Source organism: Microbulbifer sp. CAU 1566, assembly GCF_023156515.1.
Classification (GTDB): domain Bacteria; phylum Pseudomonadota; class Gammaproteobacteria; order Pseudomonadales; family Cellvibrionaceae; genus Microbulbifer.
The window spans coordinates 58,991-84,631 of record NZ_JALNMG010000005.1 but is presented as its reverse complement, the minus strand read 5'-3'; the positions used below and the strand labels follow the sequence as shown (position 1 = coordinate 84,631).

General features: G+C 58.0%; 22 protein-coding genes. 11 read left to right on the top strand and 11 right to left on the bottom strand.

Annotated features, from left to right (window positions below; genetic code table 11):
• Positions 1-4: 4 nt before the first annotated feature.
• From holA to leuS, 3 genes are all read right to left on the bottom strand, one after another.
• The gene (gene holA / locus M0G74_RS13290; protein ID WP_248217918.1) at positions 5-1,009 is read right to left on the bottom strand and encodes a DNA polymerase III subunit delta; all 1,005 of its coding nucleotides are present in this window, start codon (positions 1,007-1,009) and stop codon (positions 5-7) included.
• Positions 1,010-1,025: 16 nt separating this feature from the next.
• The gene (gene lptE, locus M0G74_RS13285; RefSeq protein WP_248217915.1) at positions 1,026-1,556 is read right to left on the bottom strand and encodes an LPS assembly lipoprotein LptE; all 531 of its coding nucleotides are present in this window, start codon (positions 1,554-1,556) and stop codon (positions 1,026-1,028) included.
• Positions 1,557-1,764: 208 nt separating this feature from the next.
• Positions 1,765-4,362, bottom strand: a complete 2,598-nt coding sequence (gene leuS / locus M0G74_RS13280) for a leucine--tRNA ligase (protein WP_248217909.1) — start codon at positions 4,360-4,362, stop codon at positions 1,765-1,767.
• A gap of 97 nt (positions 4,363-4,459) precedes the next feature.
• Between leuS and M0G74_RS13275 the strand changes: the two genes are divergently transcribed.
• The 3 genes from M0G74_RS13275 (at position 4,460) to M0G74_RS13265 (ending at position 6,430) form a co-directional block, all read left to right on the top strand.
• Positions 4,460-4,942, top strand: coding sequence for a hypothetical protein (locus M0G74_RS13275; RefSeq protein ID WP_160154244.1), 483 nt, complete (start codon positions 4,460-4,462; stop codon positions 4,940-4,942).
• Positions 4,943-5,045: 103 nt separating this feature from the next.
• On the top strand, positions 5,046-5,828 hold the full coding sequence (locus tag M0G74_RS13270; RefSeq protein ID WP_248217903.1) for a YdcF family protein: 783 nt from the start codon (positions 5,046-5,048) through the stop codon (positions 5,826-5,828).
• Between the two features lie 182 nt (positions 5,829-6,010).
• Complete coding sequence (locus tag M0G74_RS13265) at positions 6,011-6,430, top strand: hypothetical protein (protein ID WP_248217901.1); 420 nt, start codon at positions 6,011-6,013, stop codon at positions 6,428-6,430.
• A gap of 43 nt (positions 6,431-6,473) precedes the next feature.
• Here the strand turns inward: M0G74_RS13265 and M0G74_RS13260 are convergent, their stop codons facing one another.
• The 6 genes from M0G74_RS13260 to miaB all read right to left on the bottom strand — a co-directional run bounded on the left by M0G74_RS13260 (position 6,474) and on the right by miaB (position 13,606).
• Positions 6,474-7,406 (bottom strand): TIGR01777 family oxidoreductase, encoded by a 933-nt coding sequence (locus M0G74_RS13260; RefSeq protein ID WP_248217898.1) that lies wholly within the window; start codon positions 7,404-7,406, stop codon positions 6,474-6,476.
• A 360-nt stretch (positions 7,407-7,766) separates the two neighbouring features.
• Positions 7,767-9,341, bottom strand: coding sequence for an apolipoprotein N-acyltransferase (gene lnt / locus M0G74_RS13255; RefSeq protein WP_248217895.1), 1,575 nt, complete (start codon positions 9,339-9,341; stop codon positions 7,767-7,769).
• Positions 9,341-10,237, bottom strand: a complete 897-nt coding sequence (locus tag M0G74_RS13250) for a transporter associated domain-containing protein (protein WP_236250417.1) — start codon at positions 10,235-10,237, stop codon at positions 9,341-9,343. The genes lnt and M0G74_RS13250 overlap by 1 nt, the downstream gene beginning before the upstream one ends.
• An 8-nt stretch (positions 10,238-10,245) precedes the next feature.
• Positions 10,246-10,818: an rRNA maturation RNase YbeY gene (gene ybeY / locus M0G74_RS13245; protein WP_248217887.1), complete on the bottom strand. Its 573-nt coding sequence runs from the start codon at positions 10,816-10,818 to the stop codon at positions 10,246-10,248.
• A 13-nt stretch (positions 10,819-10,831) separates the two neighbouring features.
• A complete protein-coding gene (locus M0G74_RS13240) occupies positions 10,832-11,893 on the bottom strand; it encodes a PhoH family protein (protein ID WP_160154238.1) in 1,062 nt (353 codons plus the stop codon).
• 333 nt (positions 11,894-12,226) lie between these two features.
• Positions 12,227-13,606, bottom strand: coding sequence for a tRNA (N6-isopentenyl adenosine(37)-C2)-methylthiotransferase MiaB (gene miaB, locus M0G74_RS13235; RefSeq protein WP_248217879.1), 1,380 nt, complete (start codon positions 13,604-13,606; stop codon positions 12,227-12,229).
• A 194-nt stretch (positions 13,607-13,800) separates the two neighbouring features.
• Between miaB and M0G74_RS13230 the strand changes: the two genes are divergently transcribed.
• The gene (locus M0G74_RS13230) at positions 13,801-14,133 is read left to right on the top strand and encodes a DUF1820 family protein (RefSeq protein WP_201276845.1); all 333 of its coding nucleotides are present in this window, start codon (positions 13,801-13,803) and stop codon (positions 14,131-14,133) included.
• A 125-nt stretch (positions 14,134-14,258) separates the two neighbouring features.
• On the opposite strand, the gene M0G74_RS13225 is transcribed toward M0G74_RS13230, so the two are convergent.
• Positions 14,259-15,239 (bottom strand): collagenase, encoded by a 981-nt coding sequence (locus tag M0G74_RS13225; protein WP_248217867.1) that lies wholly within the window; start codon positions 15,237-15,239, stop codon positions 14,259-14,261.
• Positions 15,240-15,751: 512 nt separating this feature from the next.
• Between M0G74_RS13225 and M0G74_RS13220 the strand changes: the two genes are divergently transcribed.
• The 6 genes from M0G74_RS13220 (at position 15,752) to M0G74_RS13195 (ending at position 23,271) form a co-directional block, all read left to right on the top strand.
• A complete protein-coding gene (locus tag M0G74_RS13220) occupies positions 15,752-17,125 on the top strand; it encodes a hypothetical protein (RefSeq protein ID WP_248217860.1) in 1,374 nt (457 codons plus the stop codon).
• Positions 17,125-17,943: a hypothetical protein gene (locus tag M0G74_RS13215; RefSeq protein ID WP_248217857.1), complete on the top strand. Its 819-nt coding sequence runs from the start codon at positions 17,125-17,127 to the stop codon at positions 17,941-17,943. Before M0G74_RS13220 ends, M0G74_RS13215 begins: the two co-directional genes overlap by 1 nt.
• Before the next feature lie 165 nt (positions 17,944-18,108).
• Positions 18,109-18,900, top strand: coding sequence for a UDP-2,3-diacylglucosamine diphosphatase (locus M0G74_RS13210; RefSeq protein WP_248217855.1), 792 nt, complete (start codon positions 18,109-18,111; stop codon positions 18,898-18,900).
• On the top strand, positions 18,897-20,573 hold the full coding sequence (locus tag M0G74_RS13205; protein WP_248217853.1) for a GNAT family N-acyltransferase: 1,677 nt from the start codon (positions 18,897-18,899) through the stop codon (positions 20,571-20,573). The genes M0G74_RS13210 and M0G74_RS13205 overlap by 4 nt, the downstream gene beginning before the upstream one ends.
• A 439-nt stretch (positions 20,574-21,012) precedes the next feature.
• Positions 21,013-22,479, top strand: coding sequence for a nodulation protein NfeD (locus M0G74_RS13200; RefSeq protein WP_248217846.1), 1,467 nt, complete (start codon positions 21,013-21,015; stop codon positions 22,477-22,479).
• Positions 22,480-22,500: 21 nt separating this feature from the next.
• Positions 22,501-23,271, top strand: a complete 771-nt coding sequence (locus M0G74_RS13195) for a slipin family protein (protein ID WP_248217845.1) — start codon at positions 22,501-22,503, stop codon at positions 23,269-23,271.
• 59 nt (positions 23,272-23,330) lie between these two features.
• Here M0G74_RS13195 and pgi read toward each other — a convergent pair whose 3' ends face one another.
• Positions 23,331-24,944 (bottom strand): glucose-6-phosphate isomerase, encoded by a 1,614-nt coding sequence (gene pgi / locus M0G74_RS13190; RefSeq protein ID WP_248217843.1) that lies wholly within the window; start codon positions 24,942-24,944, stop codon positions 23,331-23,333.
• Between the two features lie 181 nt (positions 24,945-25,125).
• On the opposite strand from pgi, the gene M0G74_RS13185 reads away from it, so the two are divergent.
• Entirely contained in the window at positions 25,126-25,308 is a 183-nt protein-coding gene (locus M0G74_RS13185) for a hypothetical protein (RefSeq protein WP_248217841.1), read from the top strand.
• The last annotated feature ends 333 nt before the right edge of the window (positions 25,309-25,641 follow it).

Sequence of the window (25,641 nt, the reverse complement as noted above, 5' to 3'; positions counted from 1 at the left end):
CGGGTCAGATACTGCGTTTACCGGAAAGATTGAGCGTCAGTTCCAGCAGGCCCGCCCAGGGATCCATTTCTTTACCGCCTTTGATGGCATTGTCCACAGCGCGGGCGCGCAGCAGGAAATTTTCCAGCTGGCGAGGGTGTAGCCGCTGGCAGGCGGCCTGAATCAGAGGTTGGCGCTTCTGAATACGCACCAGCCGATTGAGTGGTTGCCCCTCGTCGAGCTTCTGCTGGGTTTCCAGCAGTGTGCGAATCTCCCGGGCGATGGCCCAGAGCACGACCGGTGCTTCCACCCCTTCGGCGCGCAGCCCTTGCAGGGTTTTCACCGCGCCGGCGGCGTCCGCGGCCAGAGCTTTGTCGATCAGGCCGAAAACGTCGTAGCGTGCCGAGCTGGCGACGGCGTTGTTCATGGTGTCGGCACTGATGACATTGTCTTGCGCCAGCAGCTTCAGCTTTTCGATTTCCTGGCTGGCGGCCAGCAGGTTGCCTTCGACCCGTTCGGCGAGTATCTGGATAGCTTCGGGTTCGGCGTCGAGGCCGGCGGCGCGCAGTCGCTGGTGAATCCAGCGTGGCATTTCTGCGGCATCTACCGGCCAGATCTGAATCAGTACGCCTTTGGCGTCCAGCGCTTTGACCCATTTGCTGTTGAGCTGGGCGCGATCCAGTTTTGGCAATACCAGGAGCAGTAGTGTCTCCTCGTTTGCCATATCGGCAAATTCTTGCAGGGCTTTGCTGCCTTTATCGCCGGGTTTTCCACCGGGCAGTCGCAGTTCAATGATTTTTTTGTCGGCAAACAGGGAGAGGCTGCCTGCGGCGGAGAGCAGTAGCCCCCAGTCGAAGTTGGCTTCGCCGTGGAGCAGGTCGCGTTCAATGAAGCCGTGATGACGGGCCGTATCGCGGATGCTGTCGCAGCACTCCTGGACCAATAGCGGTTCGTCCCCGGTTACGACGTAAATGGGGGCGAGACCCTGGCGAAGGCTCTGCGGGAGTTGTCTGGGGTTGATGCGCGCCATAGTGCTTTGTTGCCGTTCAGGGGGCGATGGGGCTGTCGCTGACCGGTGTGCTGATTTCAATTCGGCGCAGGCGGTCGATGATACGGCTGATGAGTTCGCGGCGCATTTCTTCCCGCTGCAGGCGTTCTTCTTCGCCTTTACTGGCGACTTCGTCTTCGTCCCACTGGAGGATGCGGTAGACGTCGGCCTGGGCGTTGGTGAGGAGGTATTTGCCGTTGCGGTCGCGCACGCTGTATTCGGCGCTGGTGATGAGTTCGTATTCGGAGGCGCGGCCTTTGGCGTCTACGGAGACGGTGCGCTTTTGCTCGATTTCTTTGTGTACGGTAAGGACGAAGTCGGCTTCGGTGGCGTCTTCGGCAAGCGGCAGGCCGCTGGTTTGCAGCAGGCGGGTGATGCTTTCACTCAGGTCGCTGCGCGGGTTTTCGGTGGTGATATAGAGTTTGCTGCCCGGCGGGAAGTTTTTCGGTGCGCCGCGGAGTTGCCAGCCGCAGGCGGCGGTGACGATGGTCATGGTAATTACCAGGGTGCGGAGCATTGCAGTATTCATAAACTTCCGAATTATTTTGTGGCCCGGAGGTGGGTGTTCTTATGCTGGTGCTGTGGCAGCCAGGCACCGGGTAAGGGTTTTTGAAACCGCTGTGAATACGTCCATGTACGCTGCGTCAGCGACATCCCTGTCGCTGACGCTTTCAAAAACCCTTACCCGGCACCCGGCTTTCGCATCAGGTTTTTATGCTTTGTAAGCGGCTGTCGTTTTAATTAGCGACGATGTTGACCAGCTTTCCTGGTACCACAATTACCTTACGTACGGTTTTACTTTCGGTAAATTTCAGTACGTTTTCGTCCGCCAGCGCCATTTTTTCCAGCGTTTCCTTGTCGGCGTCTGCCGGCGCTTCGAGTTTTGCGCGCAGTTTGCCGTTTACCTGAACCACCAGAGTGATACTGGAGCGCACCAGCGCTTTTTCATCGACTTGCGGCCACTGGGCATCGACCAGCTCGCCAGAGTTGCCCAGCGCATTCCACAGTTCGTGGCTGATGTGCGGGGTAACCGGGGCCAGCAGCATGACGGCGGCCTGCAGGGCTTCGCGTTCTACCGCGAGGCCGTTGGCGGAGTCGCGCTCAGCAACCTTGCCCACTTCGTTCAGCAGTTCCATTACCGCGGCGACGGCGGTGTTGAAGGTCTGGCGGCGGCCGTAGTCGTCGCTGACTTTCTGGATGGTTTCGTGGGTTTTGCGGCGCAGCTGTTGTTGCTTGTCGGACAGCGCGTTGGTATCGATTGCCGCGCTGCCATCGCCAGCTTCGATATGGCCGTGGACGGTTTTCCACAGTTTGCGCAGGAAGCGGCTGGCGCCTTCCACGCCGGAGTCGTGCCACTCGAGGGTTTGCTCGGGGGGCGCGGCGAACATGGTGAACAGGCGGACGGTGTCGGCACCGTATTCCTGAACCGCTGCGTGGGGGTCGATGCCGTTGTTTTTGGACTTGGACATTTTCACCACGCCGCCGGCGATGACTTCTTCGCCGGTGGCGCGCTCGATGGCTTTGATCGGCTTGCCTTTGTCATCGCGCTCTACGTCGACAGCAGTAGGGGCGATCCAGGTTTTGTGGCCGTCGACTTCTTTGTAGAAGGATTCGGCCAATACCATGCCCTGGCACAGCAGGCGCTTGAAGGGCTCGTCGCTCTTTACCAGGCCTTCGTCGCGCATCAGTTTGTGGAAGAAGCGTGCGTACAGCAGGTGCAGGATGGCGTGTTCGATGCCGCCCACATACTGGTCCACCGGCAGCCAGTAGTTGGCGCGGTCCGGGTCGAGCATGCCTTCTTCGAAGTCGGGGCAGGTGTAGCGGGCGTAGTACCAGCTGGACTCCATGAAGGTGTCGAAGGTGTCGGTTTCGCGCTCGACCGCTTCGCCATTGTACTCGTCTTTGCACCATTCCGGATCGGCCTTGATCGGGGAGGTGACGCCGTCCAGCTCCACGTCTTCCGGCAGCAGGATCGGCAGTTTCTCGGCCGGGACCGGGATCTCGCTGCCGTCGGCCAGGTTGAACATGGGGATGGGTGCGCCCCAGTAGCGCTGGCGGGACACACCCCAGTCGCGCAGGCGGTAGTTGGTGGTCACGCGGCCCTTTCCGGCAGCTTCCAGGCCGTCGGCGATGGCATTGAAGGCGGCTTCAAAGTCGAGGCCGTCAAAACCGCCGGAATTCACCAGGTTGCCTTTTTCGGTGAAGGCTTCTTTGTCCAGGTCGATAGATTCGTCGCCAGCGGGCGCGACTACCTGCTTGATCGGCAGGTCGTATTTCTTGGCAAATTCCCAGTCGCGCTGGTCGTGCGCGGGGACCGCCATCACGGCGCCGCTGCCGTAATCCATCAGCACGTAGTTGGCGACCCACACCGGCACTTCTTCGCCGGTGAGCGGGTGGATGGCCTTGAGGCCGGTGTCCATGCCTTTCTTGTCCATGGTGGCCATATCGGCCTCAGACATGGATTGCTTTTTGCACTCGGCAATAAAGGCTTTCAGTTCGGGCTTGCTCTCGGCCAGCTCCAGCGCGATCGGGTGCTCGGCAGCGAGCGACACGTAGGTCACGCCCATCAGGGTGTCCGGACGGGTGGTGTAGACATCGAAGTGGTCGACGCCGGCAATGGTCTTCGGCAGCGCGAAGGCCAGCTCGACGCCCTTGGACTTGCCAATCCAGTTGCGCTGCATGGTGCGCACCTGCTCCGGCCAGTCGGGCAGCTGGTCCAGGTCTTTGAGCAGTTCTTCGGCGTAGTCGGTGATCTTGATAAACCACTGGGCCAGCTCGCGGCGTTCCACGGTGGTACCACAGCGCCAGCAGCAGCCGTCTTCCACCTGCTCGTTGGCCAGCACGGTGGCGTCGTGGGGGCACCAGTTCACCGCGGAATTCTTTTTGTACACCAGGCCTTTCTTGTACAGGCGGGTGAAGAACCACTGCTCCCAGCGGTAGTAGGAGGGCTGGCAGGTGGCCAGCTCGCGGGACCAGTCGAAACCGAAGCCGAGGGCCTTCAGCTGGCCCTTCATGTAGTCGATATTGGAGTAGGTCCACTTGGCCGGTGCGGTCTTGTTTTGGATCGCGGCGTTCTCCGCCGGCAGGCCGAAGGCGTCCCAGCCCATGGGATGCAGGACGTTTTTGCCCTGCATGCGCTGGTAGCGGGAGATCACGTCGGTGATGGTGTAGTTACGCACATGCCCCATATGCAGTTTGCCGCTGGGGTAGGGGAACATGGATAGGCAGTAGAACTTGTCGCGGCTGGGGTCTTCCTTTACCTCGAAGCTCTTCTGCTCGGCCCAATGGCCCTGGGCGGCGGCTTCGACTGCGGAGGGGTTGTACTGCTCTTCCATCTGTGGGGAACCTATACTCTGTGACTCGATCTATTGGGATATTCTGACCGGGTGCCTGATACCCGGCCGGAAAACGGCGAATTATAGGAGGGATAGGGTGAGTAAGAAACCTAAAGCGGCCGGGAAGGCCGAGAATCCCGGTCTGCCAGATGAAGATGGGCGCCTTTCTACCGAGGTGCGCCGGGACCTTGAGAAGCTGGTTGAAGGTGAGCTGGCGGTCGAAGATCTCACGGCCAGCAAGGCCGCGTTTTTGAAAGCCTGGCTGAAAGACGACCTGCATCGGGCGGAAGACTATGTTGATGAGCTGGGCTATGAGCTACGGGTACTGGAAGAGCGCACCGGTGACTGGTTGCTGGATGCCGCCGACCCCACCAAGACCGCCTGGCCCTGTGTCATGCGCTGTATCAAGCGCGGCGAGCCCTGGGCATTGGCAGGGGAGACTGTGGGTAGCGGCGAAGAGCTGCAATGCCTGGGGTGCGGATACCGGGCTCTGCCGGAGGCGGGTAGCCAGATTACGCCCTGCCATCGCTGTGGTTACGGGTGTTTTCGGCAGATTACCGGGGGATTGTCCGCGGAGTGAATGCCAATACCTGCTAACACGCATTTGCTCCTGGTGAGTATTTTCGCAATACCTTATCCGCGCTCTCTGAATCGAACACTGTATAAATAACGACTTGCACAAGATGGAACTGCAAACCGCTTTGGCTACTCTGATCATGCCCCCTTTTGCGCCACTCGCCGGGCTATTGCTGGCGCTGGTGCTCTGGTTTTTCCCCTCCTCGAGCCCGGTCGCAAAATTGTCACTGCCGCTGGCTATTCTCTGCTTCGCCACTTTATGGGTGTGCGCTACCCCGGCCTTTTCGGGGTGGCTGGGGCAGCGTCTGGTAGACCGGCAGCTGGAGACGCCTAACGTTGAACCGGGAGCCGTGGTGATTCTCGGTGGCGGCCGCTACCGGGATGAGGCTCGTGGCTCTGAGAGGCTGTCCGCAACCAGTCTGGAGCGGGTGGCCTGGGCGGTGGCTGAGTCCCCGGAGGCACTGCCAATACTGGTGTCCGGTGGGCGGGTCTACGCCGGAGAGAAAGCGCCCGAGTCCGACCTGATGGCCGGCGCTCTGGAGAAGCTGTTCAATCGCTCGGTGACTTGGCGCGAGAATTGCAGCCGAACAACGGCGGAAAATGCCTCCAACTCTGCGGCACTCCTGCACGATTCCGGGGTCGAAACTGTGCTTCTGGTAACGCACTGGTGGCATATGCCCCGGGCCGCCGAGAGCTTTGCCCGCGCAGGTATTCAGGTTCGCCCCCTGCCGGTTGGCAGCCCGGGCGAGCTGGTGCCACGCGCAGAGAGTGGTTTGTTGCGCTGGCTGCCCAACGCGGCGGCGCTGCTGCGTACCCAGGTGTACTGGCGTGAACTGGTGGGTGATCAGTGGTACCGCTGGCGTCCAATGCCTGAGCGCCGCAGTTGTTGAAAGTGGAATCTGGTTGAAGTTGACTGATTTGGTACTGTCGTTCCGGATCGGTGCTTGATGCAGCTTCTAGATAAAACTAGTATGGGCGCCCTTGTCCGACGGTTTCTAGTGAAACCTTTCAGGGCAAATGCAGAGCGCTCGCTGCACATAACAACATAAGAAAAAATCGAGGTAATGTTCAGATGAAGGGTATTCCATCATCCCTGTCGCCGATTCAGTTGCATAATCGCTTGAACCGCCCTGTATGGATTGGTTTCAAGATGACCCGGCGCGGCAAGCGCCAGCTGGTGCTCTTGTCCACGGGTACCGAGGGTGGCGCTCAGCTGAGCAAGAACTTTGAAACCTTTGTGGGACAGATTGTCCGCGAATTCAAAATCGACCCGGCGCAGACGGATTTCGTGGAGCTGCGCCAGGAAAAAGGCCAGAGCGATATTGGTGAGAATGGTGCCGGTGAGAGTGGTGCGGTAGCCCACAGCTGGTACCGTTGGCACGCGCACTGGGTTGGCTCTGCCCCCATGGAGTGCCGGGCTGACCCGGTCACCTCGGACAGCGCCTGCAGCTATCTTGAGGAAGCGCTGCTGCGCAGTACCGCCGCCGCCTGATACTGCTCATCCCGCATACTCTCCTGAGCCCGCAACTGCGGGCTCAGCGCGTTCTGGAGGACGCCTGGGCGTTGCCATTTTCATGGTTGGGGCCGAGGAGGTCGGCCAGGGCTTTTTCCAGGGTGGGATATTGAAAGCTGTAGCCACTGTCCAGTGCCGTGCGCGGTTCCATTCTCTGGCTGGCCAGTAGCAGCTCTTCGGCCATTTCCCCAAAAATCAGCTTCAGTACCCAGGCAGGCATGCGCATCAGGCTGGGGCGGTGAAGTTGTTTGGCCAGCAGGCGGGAAAAGCTGTTGTTGGTCACGGGCTCGGGGGCACAGGCATTGAACGGGGTACACAGCTGCCGGTCGATGGCGTGCAGCATCAGGCCGACGATATCGTCCTCGTGAATCCAGCTCATCCACTGTTCGCCACAGCTCATGGGGCCACCTACGCCCAGGCGGAAGGCGGGCAACATCTCCACCAGGGCACCGCCGCGGGTCGACAGCACTATGGCGGTGCGCATGATACCGACGCAGACACCGGACTGTTGCAGAGGAAGGGTGGCGGCCTCCCAGTCACGGCAGAGGTCTGCGGCAAAGCCGCCGCCCGGGCCGCTGGATTCTTTCAGAAGGTCGCCGCCGCGATCCCCGTAATAGCCCACGGCAGAGCCAGAGAGTACATACCTGGGGCGTTCGGGGCGGGACAGAATCCACTGCACCAGTCGCTCGCTAGTCTCCAGGCGCGACCGGCGAATTTCCTGTTTGTTGTTACTGTTCCAGCGTTTGGAGATGGTTTCCCCGGCGAGATTGATGACCACATCAACCGGCTCCTCGACCTGCTGCAGGTCGCGCACCCCGCGGGCCGATTCGCCGCAGAGTTGGTGAACCTTGTCCGGGCTGCGGCTGAGAACCGTCAGGGTGTTACCCCGCGCCAGCCACTTCGCACAAAATAGACGGCCTATCAATCCAGTGCCGCCAGTGATTAAGCAATGCATAAATCAGGCATCCGTGCCGCACATCGATCTGTCTGTGCATGGAAAATCTTGTCGCCGGTCGTGGTTGAAAGCTCGCAGCCGTCAATCGCTGTTCGGTACCGGCTGCCGGCAATCCCGCCGGCTGTATGTTCGGTGCATCAACCCCCGCGAATTGATCGCGTCAATGTGACAGCCAGGCTGTCATCTTCGGGTGAATATCTCTGGATGATAGCAGCCGCTAACATACTTGGTGCACATTGCCAGTAATAAACGGCGGCGCGAGTGGAAGCGGGCGGCAGCAGGGGGGAATGCGCGTCTCGGTAGCCGAAATGCTGGCGGGGAGGGTATTTTTGCAGTGCAGTCTGGGAAATGGCGAACTGGTTAGTCCGCCATTTCCCGGGCAAATACGGCCTCGGTGTTGGCTGCGGGGCGCCGCTGCAACAGTGCAGCGGCAATCAGCATCAGTGTGGCCAGTGCGACCAGGCCCCAGACACCAATGAGCATAAATGGCGTGGTGCCATAGCGGGCCTCTACCGTGCCGGTGAGGGTGGCTTGCTCAAATTGCGGTAGCTGTTTCGTGATGCTGCCATCGGGCGCAACGATGGCGGTAACGCCGGTATTGGTACCCCGTACCAGGTAGCGGCGGGTTTCCAGCGCGCGCATCTGTGCCATCTGCATGTGCTGCAGGGGGCCGATGGACTTGCCAAACCAGGCATCGTTACTGAGGGTGAGCAACACTTCGGCGTCGCCAGCGCTCTGGGCGACCAGTTGCGGGTAGACGATTTCATAGCAGATCAGCGGGGCCCAGCTGAGAGAGCCCGCGATCAGCGGTACCTGCCCTTCAGGTCCGGGTCGAATGAAGGAAGTTGGCAGGTTGAAGAATTCGATGGTGCCGCGAATCCAGTCCTCCAGGGGCACATACTCACCAAATGGCACCAGGTGGCGCTTGTGGTAGAGCTGTTCGCTCTGGCCGAATACGGCAGCGGAGTTGTGCACGACCCGGCGGTGATCCCGCTCGGTATCGTAGAGGATGCCGGTAATCAGGTCGGTTTCTGATTGCTGCGCACTGTTCTGCAGTGCGGACATCAGGTTCGGCGCCTGGTGGTACAGCAGCGGCAGTGCCGCCTCAGGCCAGATCACCACGTCGACATTTTGCTGGTGCAGGGTTTCGGTAGCAGTCTGGTAGCGCTTGATCGTTTCGCCGCGAAATTCTGGCAGCCACTTTTTATCCTGCGGGATATTCGCCTGTACCAGGCCAACAGTCAGGGTTTTGTCGCCCGTACTGGTCCATTCCAGCTTGCTCAAAACCAGTCCCAGGGGCCAGATCAGCAGTGCGGCCGCGCACAGGGCAATGGCATTGGCAGACTTCCAGGGGGCTCGTTTGTCGAATCGAAAGGCGCGCCGTGCGACCAGCGCAAATACTGCAGCGCTGAACGCCAGCAGCAGGCCAATGCCGTAAACACTCAGGACCGGAGCCCAGCCGGCAAGCCAGGTGTGGATATGTCCGTAACCGGCAAACAACCAGGGAAAGCCGGTAAACATCCAGGTGCGGCACCACTCACTCACAAACCAGAGAGCGGCAAAAGCCAGCGCGAAGGAGGTCGGCTGCGCGCGGAAGCGGGAAAGAGCGGCGAACGGCAGTGCGAAGACCACCGCAAGAATACCGACAAAGGCTGCGGTAAGGAAAACGCCCAGCACCGCCGAGGAGCCGCCAAAATCCGTGATGGAAACATACACCCAGGAGCCGCCAGTGCCATAGAGCCCCGCGCCGTAGCACAGCGCCAGCCAGTAGCAGGTTTTGCTACTCAGTGGGGCTTGGTTGCGGGTGGGGGCGAGTAACCAGGCGAAGAGCCCAACAGACAGCAGGCTGCACCACCAATAATTGAACGGTGCAAACGAGAGGGTCAGCAGGCCGCCCGCAATCAGGGCGGCCAGTAAGGTCAGGTATTTGGACATCAGCCGTCTTCTTCAGCGGGCCTGTCAAATCGACTTACACGCAGCAGGTGGATCTGCCGGTTGTCGGCGTAGAGTACGCGGAATTTGAAATCGCCGAGTTTGGTCATTTCATCGCGTCCGGGCAGGTGACCGAAGGACTGCATGATCAGACCACCAATGGTGTCGAATTCCTCGTCGCTGAACTCACACTCGAAGTACTCATTGAAGTCTTCGATGGGGGTGAGCGCCTTGACCACGTAATCGTTGTCGCTCACTTTGCGGATAAAGCTGTCCGCTTCTTCCTCATCGGTCTCGTCTTCGATTTCACCGACGATTTCTTCGAGAATGTCTTCAATGGTCACCACACCGGAGACGCCACCATACTCGTCGATTACGACAGCCATGTGATAGCGATTCTCGCGGAATTCACGCAGCAGGATGTTAAGGCGTTTGCTCTCGGGAATAATCGTGGCCGGGCGGATGATATCTTCCAGGCGAAACTGATCCACGCCTTTCAATACCAGTGGCAGCAGGTCTTTTGCCAGCAGGATGCCGCGGATATCGTCAATACTCTCGCCCACCACCGGGAAGCGGGAGTGGCCGGATTCGATGATCTTGGGCAGGAATTCTTTGGGGTTGTCATTGATGCTGACCACCACCATTTGCGAGCGCGGAATCATGATCTCGCGCACTTGTTGGCTGGATACGTCCAGCGCGCCCTCGATGATGGACAGGGCTTCCGCGTCTACCACTTTGTTTTCGGCGGCGTCCTTGATGATGTCCAGCAGCTCATCGCGAGACCTGGGCTCTGAAGAAAAAGCGCCCAGTATTTTCTCCAACCAGTTTTTCTCCCCCGATCGAGGGCGGTTGGAGGAGGAGCTACTTGGGGGTTCGTCGGTGGTCATGGATGTGGCCATACTCCGCGTTACTCGTCGGTTCCGTCTGAAAAATTGTCTGCCGGCACCGCTTGTACCGACGCATCATTGTGTGCAGATACCGGCGCATAGGGGTCGTTAAATCCCAGCTGGGCCAGTATACGGGTTTCGAGGTTTTCCATGATCTCGGCTTCATCGTCCTCGATATGGTCGTAACCCAAAAGATGTAGTGTGCCATGGACGGTCATGTGCGCCCAGTGTGCCGCAAGTGCTTTGTGCTGTTGTTCCGCTTCGCGGGCGACTACGGGAGCGCAGATTACCAGGTCACCCAGCAGCGGCAGTTCCAGCTCCTCGATCAATTCTGCAGGCAGGTCTGACGGGAACGAAAGCACATTGGTGGGTTTGTCTTTGCCGCGATACTGACTGTTTAGTGTCTGGCTCTCGTCTTCATCGACGATGCGCACGGTCATTTCGGCTTGGTCGTGGCGGTGGCCCAGCGCGGCGGTTGCCCAGCGCGTGAGCTCTTCGTCACTCGGCAACCCCGGTTGCTTGGAAGCCCGCTGCACATCGAGAAAGAGTTCAGCGGGCGGGAGCGACGTGGGCTCGGTTTGATTGGTGTTCATGGTGGTCGCGGCCTCAGGCCGCGTCTTCTCCGGCCGCTTTGAGTGCGGCTGCTTTGCGGGCTGCGCGCTCAGCTTCCTCTTTTGCTTCCACTTCCGCTTCGTGCACGCCGTAGGCTTCCACAATGCGCTGTACCAGCGGGTGGCGAACCACGTCTTTGGCACCGAAATGGGTGAAGCTGATGCCGTTGACCTTGTCCAGTACCTCGATGGCATGGCGCAGGCCGGATGCCTGGCCGCGGGGCAGGTCGATCTGGCTGGGGTCACCGGTAATCACGGCGGTAGAACCGAACCCGATACGGGTCAGGAACATTTTCATCTGTTCGCGGGTGGTGTTCTGGCTCTCGTCGAGAATTACAAAGGCGTTGTTCAGGGTACGGCCGCGCATATAGGCCAGCGGAGCCACTTCGATCACGTTGCGCTCGATAAGCTTGCCCACGGTCTCGAAGCCCAGCATTTCATACAGGGCGTCATACAGGGGGCGCAGATAGGGGTCGACCTTCTGGCTGAGGTCGCCGGGCAGGAAGCCCAGCTTCTCGCCGGCTTCCACCGCCGGGCGCACCAGCAGAATCCGCTCGACGGAGTCTTTAAGCAGGGCTTCTACAGCGCAGGCAACGGCGAGGTAGGTTTTACCGGTACCGGCAGGGCCTATGCCGAAGTTGATATCGTTGGTCTGAACCGCGCGCACATATTTGCGCTGGTTGATCCCTCGCGGGCGCACGGAGCATTTCTTGGTGCGGATCAACACGACCTGATCGTCTTCACCTTCTTCGATCTGCTGTCTGCCGCTGATCAGCTCTTCGATCCCGGATTCCTGCAGGGCGAGGTGGATCTGTTCCGGAGTGACTTCGTCATTGGCTCCGGCTTCCTGATACAGGTTACTCAGTATCTCGCCGGCGGCGCGGGCCGATTTGGCATCGCCATAGAAGGCAAACTGATTGCCGCGATTGCGGATTTCGATATCCAATCGCTGTTCTATCTGGCGCAGGTGTTGATCGAATTGGCCACAGAGGTTGGCCAGGCGGCGAGCGTCGTTGGGCTCGAGGGTGATGCTGTGAGCGAGGGCTTGTGTATCCAAATTGGTTTCCGTGCACCTTTTGTCTTTGGGTTCTGACTGTAGGTTATACCCATTTCGCCAATATGGGAAAGGCTGGTTTGTGACGAATGGGTTCTAACCAGTCTCAGGGCTTATAACAGGGGAGTATGACGGTTTGTGGATACTGACTTTCCAGACGTCCACTGAGCCTGCTTGCAGGCAATGGTTGTTACTCTGTAGCGGATATTGTGGCGGCCCTGCTGCCGGAATTTGTTTCCGGGACACGCTACAAGCACGTCCATGTGCGCTCGGGCGCGGCCATCCATGGCCGCGCACGGTCCCGGAAACGAATCCCGGCATCAGCGCCTTCGATTCTTAGTCCAGTGGCCCATCTAACTCGGAAGCTACCAAGGTGCCGCGCAGCGAGTTCGGCAGGGCTTCTTCAATCAGCACATCGGCAAACTTGCCAATCAGCTCCAGCTGGCCACAGCGGAAGTTGACCACTCGGTTGTTTTCGGTCCGGCCCTGAAGCTGTCCCGGGTCTTTCTTGGAGACGCCGCTGACCAGAACGCGCTCTACGTTACCCACCATGCGACGGGCGATTTCCGCGGCCTGCTGGTTGATGCGGTGTTGCAGCAGTTGCAGGCGCTGCTTTTTCAGCTCTTCGGGTGTATCGTCCGGCAGGTCGGCCGCAGGGGTGCCGGGGCGTGCGGAATAGATGAAGCTGAACGAGATATCGAAACCCACGTCCTGGATCAGCTTCATGGTGGCTTCGAAGTCACGCTCGGTTTCGCCGGGGAAGCCCACAATAAAGTCGGACGACAGGCAGATGTCCGGGCGGATTGCTTTCAGGCGACGGATCTTGGATTTGTACTCCAGCGCAGTATGGCCGCGTTTCATTGCCATCAGAATGCGGTCGGAGCCACTCTGAACTGGCAGGTGCAGGTGGTTCACCAGTTCCGGCACTTCGGCGTAAACGTCTATCAGGGCATCGGAAAACTCGACCGGGTGCGAGGTGGTGTAGCGGATGCGGTCGATGCCGTCGATGGCGGCTACGTAGGTAATCAGCTCGGCGAAGTCCACCAGCTGGCCATCGTCGCCTTCTGCACGGTAGGCGTTGACGTTCTGGCCCAGCAGGTTTACCTCGCGCACTCCCTGGTCGGCCAGGTGCGCCACTTCTTCCAGCACATCGGCCACCGGGCGGCTAACTTCTTCACCGCGGGTGTAGGGCACTACGCAAAAGGTGCAGTATTTGGAGCAGCCTTCCATGATCGATACGAAGGCGCTGGCGCCGTCGGCCTCGGGCTGAGGCAGGCGGTCGAATTTTTCGATTTCCGGGAAGGAGACATCCACGACGATAGCGCCGCTTTTCTGCTTCTTGGTTTCCATCATTTCCGGCAGGCGGTGCAGGGTCTGGGGGCCGAATACCAGGTCAACGTAGGGCGCGCGCTTGGCGATGGCCTCACCTTCCTGGCTGGCGACGCAGCCGCCCACACCAATCACCAGATCGGGATTTTTTTCTTTCAGGTGCTTCCAGCGGCCCAGTTGATGGAATAATTTTTCCTGCGCCTTCTCGCGGATAGAACAGGTGTTTACCAGCAGTACATCGGCTTCTTCGGGATCATCGGTGGGCACCATCTGGTGGGATTCACCCAGCAGGTCCCGCATGCGCGCAGAATCGTATTCATTCATCTGGCAGCCGTGGGTCTTGATGAAGAGCTTTTTCACCGGTTTTTCGGAAAGATCGGAAGACATAGCGCGCCTGGTTAAAAACTAGCCAAATTAAAAGGTGGGGCATTATACCGGCCACTCTGCGGGCTGCATAGACGGGGGGCTGAGAGAGTGCTAACCTTCCGCGCTTTTTCGGGCCCAGCCCTCCCGCACACTAGAATTGGCGGGGCTTCTGATTTACCGAGCGTTTACTTCGACCTCCCTCCACTGAGCGATCTATGGCCAACCCAATCTACAAAGTCATTTTCCACAACCAGAACCAGGTGTTCGAACTCTATGCCCGCGCTATCTACCAGAGCGAGATGTACGGCTTTATCGAGGTGGAGGAGTTCGTGTTTGGGGAAAAAGCCCAGCTGGTGGTAGATCCCAGTGAAGAGAAGCTGAAAACCGAATTTGCTTCTGTAAAGCGCTCGTATATTCCGCTGCACAGCATCGTGCGGATCGACGAAGTCGAGAAAGAGGGCGTCGGCAAGGTGCACGAGGTCAAGGGCGACAAAATTGCCCAGTTTCCTTTCCCTGCGCCCATGCGTCACCCGAGTGACAGCGAGTAAGCCGCGACAGTTTGTCCGACCCATCCCAAAAACGGGCCCTTTGAGGGCCCGTTTTTTTTTGCGAAAAATCGCGCTAGCGAAACGGATATCACCGGGCGCTTTCGTTGTAGGCCCGGAAATTCCGCTCACTGACTGTGTGAATGGCCGCGGCGTTTTTCCTCTGCTGCGGAGTGCTTTTTCAGCAGGTCATCCCGTTTACTGTCCCGCGGAGCACCGCGGGCACCGCTGTCCACCAGGCCGTTAAGCCAGTTCTGGTACTCGGCCTCATAATTGCTTTCCCAGCTGTTGAGATAGGCGGTATAGCTGGTGTAATCGTTGTTCTTGAGCGCGTTCGTCATCGCAATGACTTCATCGTAGTGATGCTCGAACAGGAAGCGAATAGCGAGGTAACTCCAGCGGTACACCTGGTCTGTTTTGTCGCGGTAGGTGGTATCGAATACGGACGCAAGGCTGGGTTTGCGGTGGCGCGGTTTGTGATTACGTGCGACTTCGATGGCCTCTGGGTTGCTATTGCCGAGGGACAGATATTCTGCGAGCCCTTCGGACCACCACACCATATTACCCGGGTAGTGATTGAAACCGCCGTACGCGATAAATCGGCCATCCAGGTAGTGCACGTATTCGTGCTCCAGGTTCCAGATTGCAAATTCAGGCCTCAGCCAGGAGGCCTCGTGGGCATAAAAACTGGCCTGGTTACCCGGGGTGGATGGGGTGCCCTCAATATAGATACCACCGTTATTGGTGTTGATGCCAAATAGCGCATACCCGTAGCTGTCGTACTGACTGTAATCATCAAACACAACGACACGCAGATCGGTGTTGTAGTCGTCTGGCACCGGGACCAGATTGGTCTGCAGGCGCTGGTGGAAGAGCGCTTCTCCAGCGGAAAGGTCTGCGCAGGTTGCATTTAGCTGGCTTGCGCTCATGTCCTGCGCGCGGATTTTTAACGTACTACTGCAGCTGTGCTGGATGGGGAGAACCTGATCAATATCTGCGGCGGTTGTTGTCGCTGAAATCGCGGCCAGGGTAGCGGCGGCTATCCATGCAAATGACCGGGTGAAATTGCTCGGTCGGGTTTGGGACGTGATGTCTTGAGTAAGCGTCATGGAAGGTTCCTGTTGTTATTGTTCACTTCTAGCGTGCATTCGTTATGGATTCTTTTGATCCCAATGGATGCTTCCGCGAAATACCGGCGATAGATTTATTTGTTATTGGGTGCGAAAGCAATTTAGAGCTTATGCTCAATTTGACTTTGGGTTCAATATCTATTTTCTTGTTTGGCGCGTTATTCAGCGCCTGATTTTTCCGGGATGTCTGGACGCGGAGTTATGACAGGAAATGTCTGTAAAGTTGGCGTGAAAACTTACTGATTGGTAACGCTTTGTCGCATTGGCGACACAGGGGCGCGCTGAGGGCTATTCTGAAAGTAAGGGTTTTTCCGCTTTGGCGCCTTGCTTAACTTGGCCGTCTAATGCTGGCCCAGGCGCGATTAACAGACGTGAACAGGAGCGTTCACCAAAATTCGCGCCTGTAGCCGGTCGCGCTGGCCGCGCTAGCCGCGCTAGAAAGTGGAATACACGAAAAACCTAAAATGTAGTGGAAGTTTTTAGGTGACCTCATGACCTCAATACCGGCAACCAAGGCCGCCATTTCCGCCCTGAAAGTTGAGCAGCGCGTTGAGCGTGATGTGAAAGCGGGCATCCCGGAAATCGATCGCCGCAGTCATACGGAAAGTGAAGAGAGCCTGCGTTCCTACGTGGTGCGGGAAATCATTGGCCGGGTACATGAAAACCGGCAGGCCGAGCTGGATGCGCAGGTGGAGGCGCGCAGCGAAGTAGAGATCCGGCAGCTGTGCCAGGAGCTCAAAAACACCGACGCCTTCGTCGAGAAAAAAATCGGCAGCCGGGTAGCGAACCTGGTCAGTGGGCTCAAGCGCCGCGCACAGGAACTGTCAGCCCTGCGGATGGATCTGGAAATTTTCAAACACCGCAACGGACTTACCCGGGAGGCGATCTACCGGGAATCGAAAATCCTCCACTATTCAGTAATCTTCTTTATCGTCATTCTGGAAACGTTTCTGAATGCTTTTTTCCTGTCCAAAGGCAGCGACCTCGGGTTGGTCGGTGGCTTTTTCCAGGCATTTATCATCACGCTGGTCAATCTGGGGATTGCCGCTTTTATGGCCTTCGCACTGCGCAACTGCTTTCATTCGAACTACATCAGGAAAGTCGGTGCCTTGGCCCTGTTCCTCACCCTGCTGACCACAGGCGTTACCTTTGTACTGGGGGTTGGCCACTACCGCGAGGCCCTGGAACTGGATGCTTTTACCGCTTCGCAACTGGCTATGGCCAGTCTGTGGGAGAAGCCCCTCGGGATTCAGGATTTCAATTCGTGGATCATGGTGGTGGTGAGTGGAATCGCCCTGATATTGCTGACCACCAAATTTTTTGTGGTGGAGGATCGCTACCCCGGGTATACCGCAATCACTCGCCGGGTGCGGGGTATGCAGGACGCCTGGGCCGCGGCCTACGAAGATGCGATCGACAACGTCAATGAGTTGGCGGAAGAAGTGCAGGATGAACTGGCCGAGCGAGAGAGGACGATTCGTGCACAGTTCATCCAGTTTAAGGCCAGTATCGAGCGCAGTGAGGAGATTCACCGCAATTACCAGGAAGACATCATTAAGGCTCAGGGGTTACTGGATGAATTGATCCGCTACTACCAGTCTTATTCCGCGCGGATGATGAATCGTCGCGCTGCCTACTTCGGTGAACTGTTGCGCTTTGAGTTGGACAAGATCCCGCAGTTGAACACCACAGGGCTGGAGCAGCACAAGCGCGACCTGGTGGCTTTTGAGCTGTTGGTCGAGGAGCTGGACGAGGAATACAGCGCGGCAATCACCACCGTGAATGAGCGCTGTGAAAAGGTACAGGCCTCCTTTGCGGCACTGGTTGACCGCCTGGAACTGGAACACGGGCTGCGGAGGGCCTGATGGCGAAGCGTGCAGTGAGAGGGACCAGGCAATCCCGACGAGGCGGCCTCGCGCTGTCCGCGGAAGATAAAAAGGGCGTTGTGCTCTTTGCCTGCGGATGCCTGATCTTGCTGGCGTTGGGCGCATTTGCCTTGCAGGTCATTCGCTCGCCGGAGCGGGATTACGACAAAGTGACCCTGTGTAACCCGAGCCTGCCAAGGTTTGCCCAGCACCTGGTCGTGATCGATGCATCAGACACTCTGTCCGTGCACCAGGCGCACTTTCTCAAAACCTATCTTGCCGACTTATTGGACGCCGCCGCGGTTAATGATCGCTTTTCGATCTTTGTTCTGGACGACCACTACAATGGCCTCTCGGAACCGGTAGTGGATTTATGTAAGCCGCACTCGGGCAAGGATGTCAGTGCGCTGACGGCCAACCAGCAGTTTGTGCAGGCGTTGTACCGGGAACGTTTCGAGAGGCCCCTGGATAGCGCCATCGCCCAGGCCGTGTCTGCCGGCGAGCAGCCGGTTTCCCCGATCTATGAAGCCCTTTCGGATGTGGCGGCGCTGAACCACTTTGACCCCTCGGCGGAAAACGTCCACCTCACCATTGTCAGCGACATGATCCAGAACTCCCGAGCCGGCTCTGTGTTCAAGCGCGGCTCGGCAGCCATCGATCAGTTGCCGTTGATTGACCTGCGGCGGGCCACTACCCGCGTCTACTGGCTGGACCGGGAGAAGTACCAGCGCTACCAGACGGCGGAACTCCAGGCGAGCTGGCAGGACTACCTCGGCAGCGTTTCCCGGTTGGAACAAATACAACGAGTCCGTAACTAGCGGCCGGATTAGAATCTGATTCCCCGAAATGGCGACTTGCGTCGCTCCTTTCCCTTTTATGGCCAACTTGCAATAGAAGCTTCAAGAAACGGCCGCCGATTTGTAAGAAAACTCAAGCAAAGTTTCCGGTAACAGAGTTGTCTAAACCAGACATGGGACTTGCCAATGAGTAATCGATATCGCGCCCTGTGGATCTCCGATGTGCACCTGGGCAGCCGGGACAGTGAACCGCAGCGGCTGGCGGACTTCCTGGCCCAGAACTCGGCAGATACGGTGTACCTGGTGGGCGACATCTTCGATATGAAAGCCCTGTCCCAGGGCAAGGGCAGCTGGTGCCAGGCGTCGACACTGCTACTCGGTATGCTGTCGGAAATCAGTAGTCACACGCCGGAAGTCATCTATGTGCCCGGCAATCACGACGCGCCCATGCGCAGCTGGGCCGGCAAGCGCCTTGGTAATATCCGTGTCGAGCGGGAATGGACCCACACTACCGCAGACGGCAAGCGCTACTGGGTTACCCACGGCGATCAGTTCGAGCATCACATCCAGATCAACCCTGTCAGTTATCACATCGGTGATCAGAGCTATTACCTGATGCTGCGCTTTAATCGCTGGATCAATTACTGGCGCAGCCGCTTTGACCTGCCCTGGTGGTCGCTGGCCAATCACGTCAAGAATCGCGTCAATGCCGCGCGCCGCATGATGAACAAGTTCGAGGACGTGGCCATCCGCGAAACCGGTCGCCGCGGATTCGATGGCGTGATTTGCGGCCATATCCATCGCGCTGGGATTCGCCACAGCGCCACACAGCAGCAGGCAGTGACCTACGCCAACTGCGGTGACTGGGTCGACTCCATGACCGCGGTGGTGGAAGACAAAAATGGTGCCCTGGATATTTTGCACTGGCACCGCACACCCAAAATTGCCCGTATCATGACAGAGGCGGTCGCCGCATGATTCAGCTTGAAAACCTGTTACAGAAAAACCCCTGGTACAGTGCCGCACCGTCGAGCCCGACACGACGCCTGGTGTCTGCCACGGTAAAGAAAATCTGCTGTGAACAGCAGTTACAGCAGTTTGGTCGCGACTACCCCCATCTCGGTGGGCTGGACTTTATCCGCCAGGTCTTCCGATCCTTCGATTTTCACTATGACATCAACCCCGCGGAACTGGAGCGCATCCCGGCCCAGGGCCCGCTGGTGATCATTTCCAACCACCCGTTGGGCAGCCTGGACGGTCTGGCCCTGATCGATATGGTGGCGCGGGTGCGCAAGGATGTGAAAGCGGTTGCCAGCCAGCTGCTGTGGAATATCGAGCCTCTGCGCAGTTACCTGTTGCCGGTGGACAACTTTAACGGCCGCACGCGTCGCAGCGATGTGGAGGGAATTTACCAGCACTTGCATTGTGGCGGTGCCATCATTGTTTTTCCTGCTGGCGAGGTTTCGCGTCTTACGCCACAAGGGGTGCGCGATGGTCGCTGGAACCCGGGTTTTATCCGCTTCGCGGAAAAGACCGGGGCGCCGATTCTGCCGGTGCAGGTGCGCGGGCGGAATTCCCTCTGGTGGTATGGCCTCTCGATGGTGAATAAGCCACTGTCGACCCTGTGGTTGGTCAGGGAAATGTTCAAGCAGGTGCGCCGCGGCATCGATATTCGCATCGGCACACCGGTAACGCCGGAACACTACCGCAACTGGCCGATGGCGCCGCGTGCCCAGGCCAAACTGTGGAAAAAGCAGGTGTACCGCCTGCACAAGAATCCGCAAAGCCTCGCGCCCGAGCCCATCGCCTGTGCTGAGGTTGCTACAGAAGTGGCGGCAGTGTTGAGCCACTGCGAGACGTTGGTGGAGCAGGGCGAGTTCGCCGTCAAGCTGTATCACCAGCAGGCCGACTGCCCGGTAATGCGCGAGCTGTCACGCCTTCGGGAAATTGCCTTTCGCGCTGTGGGTGAAGGTACCGGCAACAGTCGCGACTGGGATGCCTTTGATGCCTACTACGACCACCTGCTGCTGTGGGACAAGGACCGCCAGCAACTGGCGGGCGCCTACCGACTGGTTAATACCGATGGCCTGAGTGCGGACAAGATATACAGCACCACGCTATTCAACTACTCGGGCTCTCCGGAACAATGTCTGCCGGGCTCTGCGGAGCTGGGCCGCAGTTTCCTGTTGCCGGAATACTGGCGCAGCCGCGGGCTGGATTTGCTCTGGTGTGGTATCGGGCAGTGGATTCAGCGCAATAATCGCCGTTACCTGTTTGGCCCCGTATCCATGCCGGGCAATTTCTCCCGCCGTGCCAAATCCGCCATAGTGCGCTATTTCCTGCATCACTTCGCGGCAGAAAAATCCATGGGCAATGCCCGCTTGCCATTTGTGGAGGCGAGGGATGACCTGCCCGAACTGACTGGCGATGCTCACCAGGACATGCTGCAACTGAAACAGATTTTGAAAGAAGACGGGGTAGTGCTGCCGCCACTTTTCAAAAAATACACCTCGGTAACCGTCCCCGGCGGCACCAGCTTCCACGCCTTTAACATCGATCCGGACTTCTGTGATTCGGTGGATGGGCTGGTGGTGGTTGACCTGGAAAAGATGGATCCGAAGTTTGCCAGGCGCTACCTGGCACGTGGTTAGTGCAATTGGATAGAGCGCCAGCTCACCATAAGGCCGACATTCCCGACTTCATGCGCGTTAAGGTATTCCATACTTTTTTGCCAGGCGATCGATGTCTTCCTGTGATCGCCGGGTTTTGGTGCACTTGATGTTGAAGCGCTGAGTGTCATTGCTGTCGATATCTCCTGGCAGCAATTTCTTTTCTTTCTAGCAATGATTTCCTTTCTGAAAAAAACATCCTGCTATCGGTGGTGACCTCCATATCGGGAGGTTCAAATTTCCGTACTCTTGCACGCTCATGCATGCGTTATCTGGTGAGTTCCCGGTGGCGCCTCATGGTTTATGCCGGCGCAGGAAGTGTCGGCCGGTGAGTGGATTGGGCATCGCTTTCCTTATGCGCCCAGATGGTTCTGTTACGCTTGTAGTTTCCGTTCAGGCTTTCGCACCCGGAATAAACATCATGCTCAAGTGGTGGTCGAAAGAATTAATTGCCTGTCTGCTTGCTGTAGTGGCGCAGCTCATCTCTATTAGTATCTCTGCCCAGGAAAGCGAATCCGCAGAGCGGAAGCCGCATATTGCGCAGCTTTCTATCAATGGGCCAATAGGACCTGCAACAACGGATTACCTGACCCGTACCAGTGACAAGGCGCGGGAGCTGGGCGCACAACTCATTATCATCAATATGGATACGCCGGGCGGCCTCGATGCGGCCACTCGGGACATCATTCAGCACATTCTCGCTTCCGATGTTCCCTACGTTACCTATGTCACCCCCGCAGGTGCCCGCGCGGCCAGTGCCGGTACCTATATTCTTTACGCCAGTCATGTGGCCGCGATGACAACGTCCACCACCCTGGGCGCAGCGACACCAGTACAGATCGGCGGAGTGCCGGGGCAGCAGGAACCGCAGAAAGAGCCTGACAGGACAGCTGACAACTCACCGGAAAAACAACCGGAGACGAAGTCGGACAAAGCGCCGGAAGACACCGGTCAGACGGGCTCCGCGGAAAAAGCGAGCGCGCCGGAGTCAGAAGGTCAGGGCGGTACCGCCATGGAGCGCAAGGTCATCAACGATTCGGTTGCCTATATCCGGGGGTTGGCCAATCGCCACAAGCGCAATGCGGACTGGGCAGAAAAAGCGGTGCGTGACGCGGCCACTCTGACGGCGAAAGAGGCGCTGGCGGAAAATGTCGTGGATGTGGTTGCAGACAACCAGCAACAACTGCTGGCACAGCTTGCCGGCCGAGAAGTGGTCATGAGCTCTGGCAAGCAGCGCATCGCCGCAGAAACGACGACGCTTCCGGTAGTGACTTACGCGCCGGACTGGCGCAACGAAATACTGTCTCTGATTACCAACCCTCAGGTGGCCTACATACTGCTGTTGATCGGGATTTACGGACTGATTTTTGAAGGCTACAGCCCGGGTGCCATAGTGCCGGGTGTAGTCGGGGTCATTTGTCTGTTGCTGGCTTTCTATGCGCTGCAGGTATTGCCAATTAACTATGCAGGTTTGGCTCTGATTATCGTGGGGGCGCTGCTGATTGCGGCGGAACTCTTTGTGCCCAGTTTTGGCGCCCTGGGTATTGGTGGGGTCATTGCGCTGATCATTGGCTCGGTAATGCTGATCGACAGTGATGTGCCAGGCATGCAGGTCTCCAGGGGTTTGATAGGTGCTATCGGCGGTATCAGCGCACTTGCGTTACTCGGTGTGCTGTACGCAGTAGGGCGCAGTTTGCGCAAGCCTAAAATTGCAGCCAACCAGGCGATGGTGGGGCGCACCGCGGTAGTCACCGAAGTAGAGCCGGAGTTGTTGGTGAAAATTGGTGGTGAAATATGGCGTGCTCGCTGCGACAACTTGTTGGTCGAAGGGCAGTTGACGACGGTGGTGGCGGAGCACGGGTTGCTGTTGCAGGTTGCACCCGAATAGGGAATAGATGGGAGGCTAGGGATGATTAGCTACTTCGGAACGTTATTGGCGCTAGCGGTTGTATTGTTGGTGATGTATGCGATTCGTATCTTGCGAGAGTACGAGCGCGCAGTGGTGTTTTTCCTCGGGCGTTTTCAGTCGGTGAAGGGGCCTGGCCTGATTATCATCATTCCCATTATCCAGACCATGGAGCGGGTGGATCTGCGGGTGGTGGTAATGGATGTGCCGACCCAGGATGTGATCAGCCGCGACAATGTGTCGGTGAAGGTCAATGCGGTGGTGTATTACCGCGTGATCGATCCCGAGTCGGCGATCATCAATGTGGAGAACTATCACGAGGCGGTGAGCCAGCTGTCACAGACCACGCTGCGCTCTGTACTGGGCAAGCACGAGCTGGATGAAATGCTCTCGGAGCGTGACAAGCTCAACGTGGATATCCAGAAAATACTCGACGAGCAGACGGATGCCTGGGGCGTGAAGGTCACCAATGTGGAGATCAAGCACATCGATCTGGACGAGAGCATGATCCGGGCAATCGCCCAGCAGGCGGAGGCAGAGCGGTCGCGGCGGGCCAAGGTGATTCACGCCGAAGGTGAGGCGCAAGCGGCGCTTAAGTTGACGGAGGCTGCTGATCAGCTATCCAAAAACCAGAATGCGATGACGTTGCGCTATATGCAGACGTTGATTGATATTGCCGGCGAGAAAAACTCAACCATTGTATTCCCGCTGCCGATGGATTTGATTAAGCCGCTTCTTGATCAGGGGGCAAAGCGCAGTGGTTCCGTTAGCTAATTGAGTGGCGGCGGAGCACCGCCACTGGACTGCCTAACTTAATGCCAATAAATCTGAAGTTACTTGAGAAGTAGCTTCAGAAGATGGGCCGTAGAACTATCCCAATCCTCCGGAATCTCCCCCTCAATGGCCGCATGCACGCCATTACCAAGTACCTTGCCTAACTCCACACCCCACTGATCAAACGGATTGATATCCAGCAGGCAACCGAAGGTAAATACCTTGTGCTCATAGAGCGCGAGCAGGCTACCCAGGTGGAAGGGGTCCAGCTTTTCCACAACCAGGGTGTTGCTCGGCCGGTTGCCGGGTACCACTTTATGGGGCGCCAGTTGATGAACCTCTTTGTGGGTATGGCCGGAAGCCTCTAGCTCTTTGCGTGCTTCCGTCAGGGACTTACCCTTGAGCAGCGCCTGACTCTGGCTGAGACAGCAGGACAGCAGCCACTGGTGCTGTTCTTTCAGCCCAGAGGTCGGTTCCTTGATAGCAACGAAGTCCGCCGGAATCATATCCGTGCCCTGGTGTAGCAGCTGGTGGAAGGAGTGCTGGCCATTGCTGCCTTCAGCCCCCCAGATGACCGAGCCGCTGGGGTAGGGCAGGTGTTCGCCACCGCGGGTTACGCTCTTGCCCAGGCTCTCCATGTCCAGCTGTTGTAGCCATGCCGGGAACTTGGCCAGGCGCTGGGCGTAGGGCAGTACGGCGAGGCTGCCGGCGCCCCAGCACTGGCGGTACCAGAAATGGATCAGTGCCATCAGTACCGGCAGGTTTTCCGCAAACTCCGCTTCGGCAAAGTGGGTGTCCATGGCGTTGGCGCCTTTCAGCAAGTCGCTGTAAGCCTCCAAGCCGCAGGCCAGTGCAATCGGCAGGCCGATGGCTGACCAGAGGGAGTAGCGGCCGCCCACCCAGTCCCACATGGGGAAAATGTTCTGTGCAGCAATGCCGAAATCCTGGGCAGCGACAATGTTGCTGCTCACGGCAACGAAATGCTTTTCCAGGTCGGATTCTGCACAGCCCGCGTCGAGTACCCATTGGCGCGCGGAAAGTGCGTTCTGGCGGGTTTCCAGGGTGGAGAAGGACTTGGATGCGACAATGAACAACGTTTCGTCAGCGGGCAGGCCAGCCAGGGTGTCGCTCAGGTCCGCGCCGTCGATGTTCGCGACAAAATGCACCGTGAGGGTCTGGGTGTGCCAGGGGCGCAGTGCTTCGCAGACCATGCGCGGGCCCAGGTCAGAGCCGCCGATACCAATGTTCACTACATGGCGGATACCCCTGCCGGAGAAACCGGTCCAGGCACCGCTGTGTACGCGCTTAACAAACTGTTCCATTTGCGCACGGCAATCGGCTACGGCCTGCTCGTGCTCGCTCCGGGGTTCTCCCTGAAAGCGCAGTGCGGTGTGTAGCGCAGGGCGGTGCTCGGTATTGTTGATATTGGTTCCGGACAGTAGCGCATCGATACGCTGCCTTAATTGCGCCGTGTCGGTGTACGCCAGCAGCTGTTGCAGGGTGTCTGCGCTGAGCAGGTTTTTGCTGTAGTCCAGGTAGATGCCCGCAGCGGCCGCGCTGAACTCCTGGGCGCGTTTCGGGTTGGCAGAGAACAGCTCTCGGAGCGACCAGCGCTGCTGATCTTTGTGCTGTTGCAGGCTGGCGATGGCGGCGGAAAGAGGCAGAGCATCCATGGTTAATTATTCTTCACTGTCTGGGGAAAAGAGTGGTAACGGAAAGACGCAAATATTAGCGACAAATCCGCACTGCGGCCAGCGTGTGGCCTGGGTGGATGTGTCGCGTAAACGAAGCACAATAAAACAGCAAGGGAATACTGTGGTTGCACCCGAATGGCGCGGTTACTGGTAAGTGTGGATGGAAAAACAGCCGGAGAAACGGGTGTTTTCAGGCAGTTTTGGGGTCGATAAATCGGTGGGAAAATTGGTGGGTAAGTCGGACGGCACGCCCTTCAAGGCGTTGAGCGGGAGTTGTCGCCAGCATCACAAATGGATGTGGCAGAAATGCAAAATGCCGCTCCTAGAAGCGGCATTTGCATGAACCTGCTATGAACGTGATTATTTAACCACTTTCATACAGCGAACATTATCGGATGCCATCCAGCAATCCGCGTCCGCAGGACAGGCCATGGAAGTCGGAATTTGTTCTGACCCCGGAGGGCAGGCGGCCGGCATCGGAGCCGGTGCACAACAACCTGCGAGGACCAGTGCACATATAATTCCGGTTAAGTACTTGGCTGGAGTGAAATTCATCCCCTAACTCCTTTCCGTTGATGTTAGTCAATAGCATAGACAATAAAACGTCACCTGTTTGGTGTGCTTTGTAAAAATATTTTCTACAAACATACCGCCCAATGGAGTGTAATAGGCACGC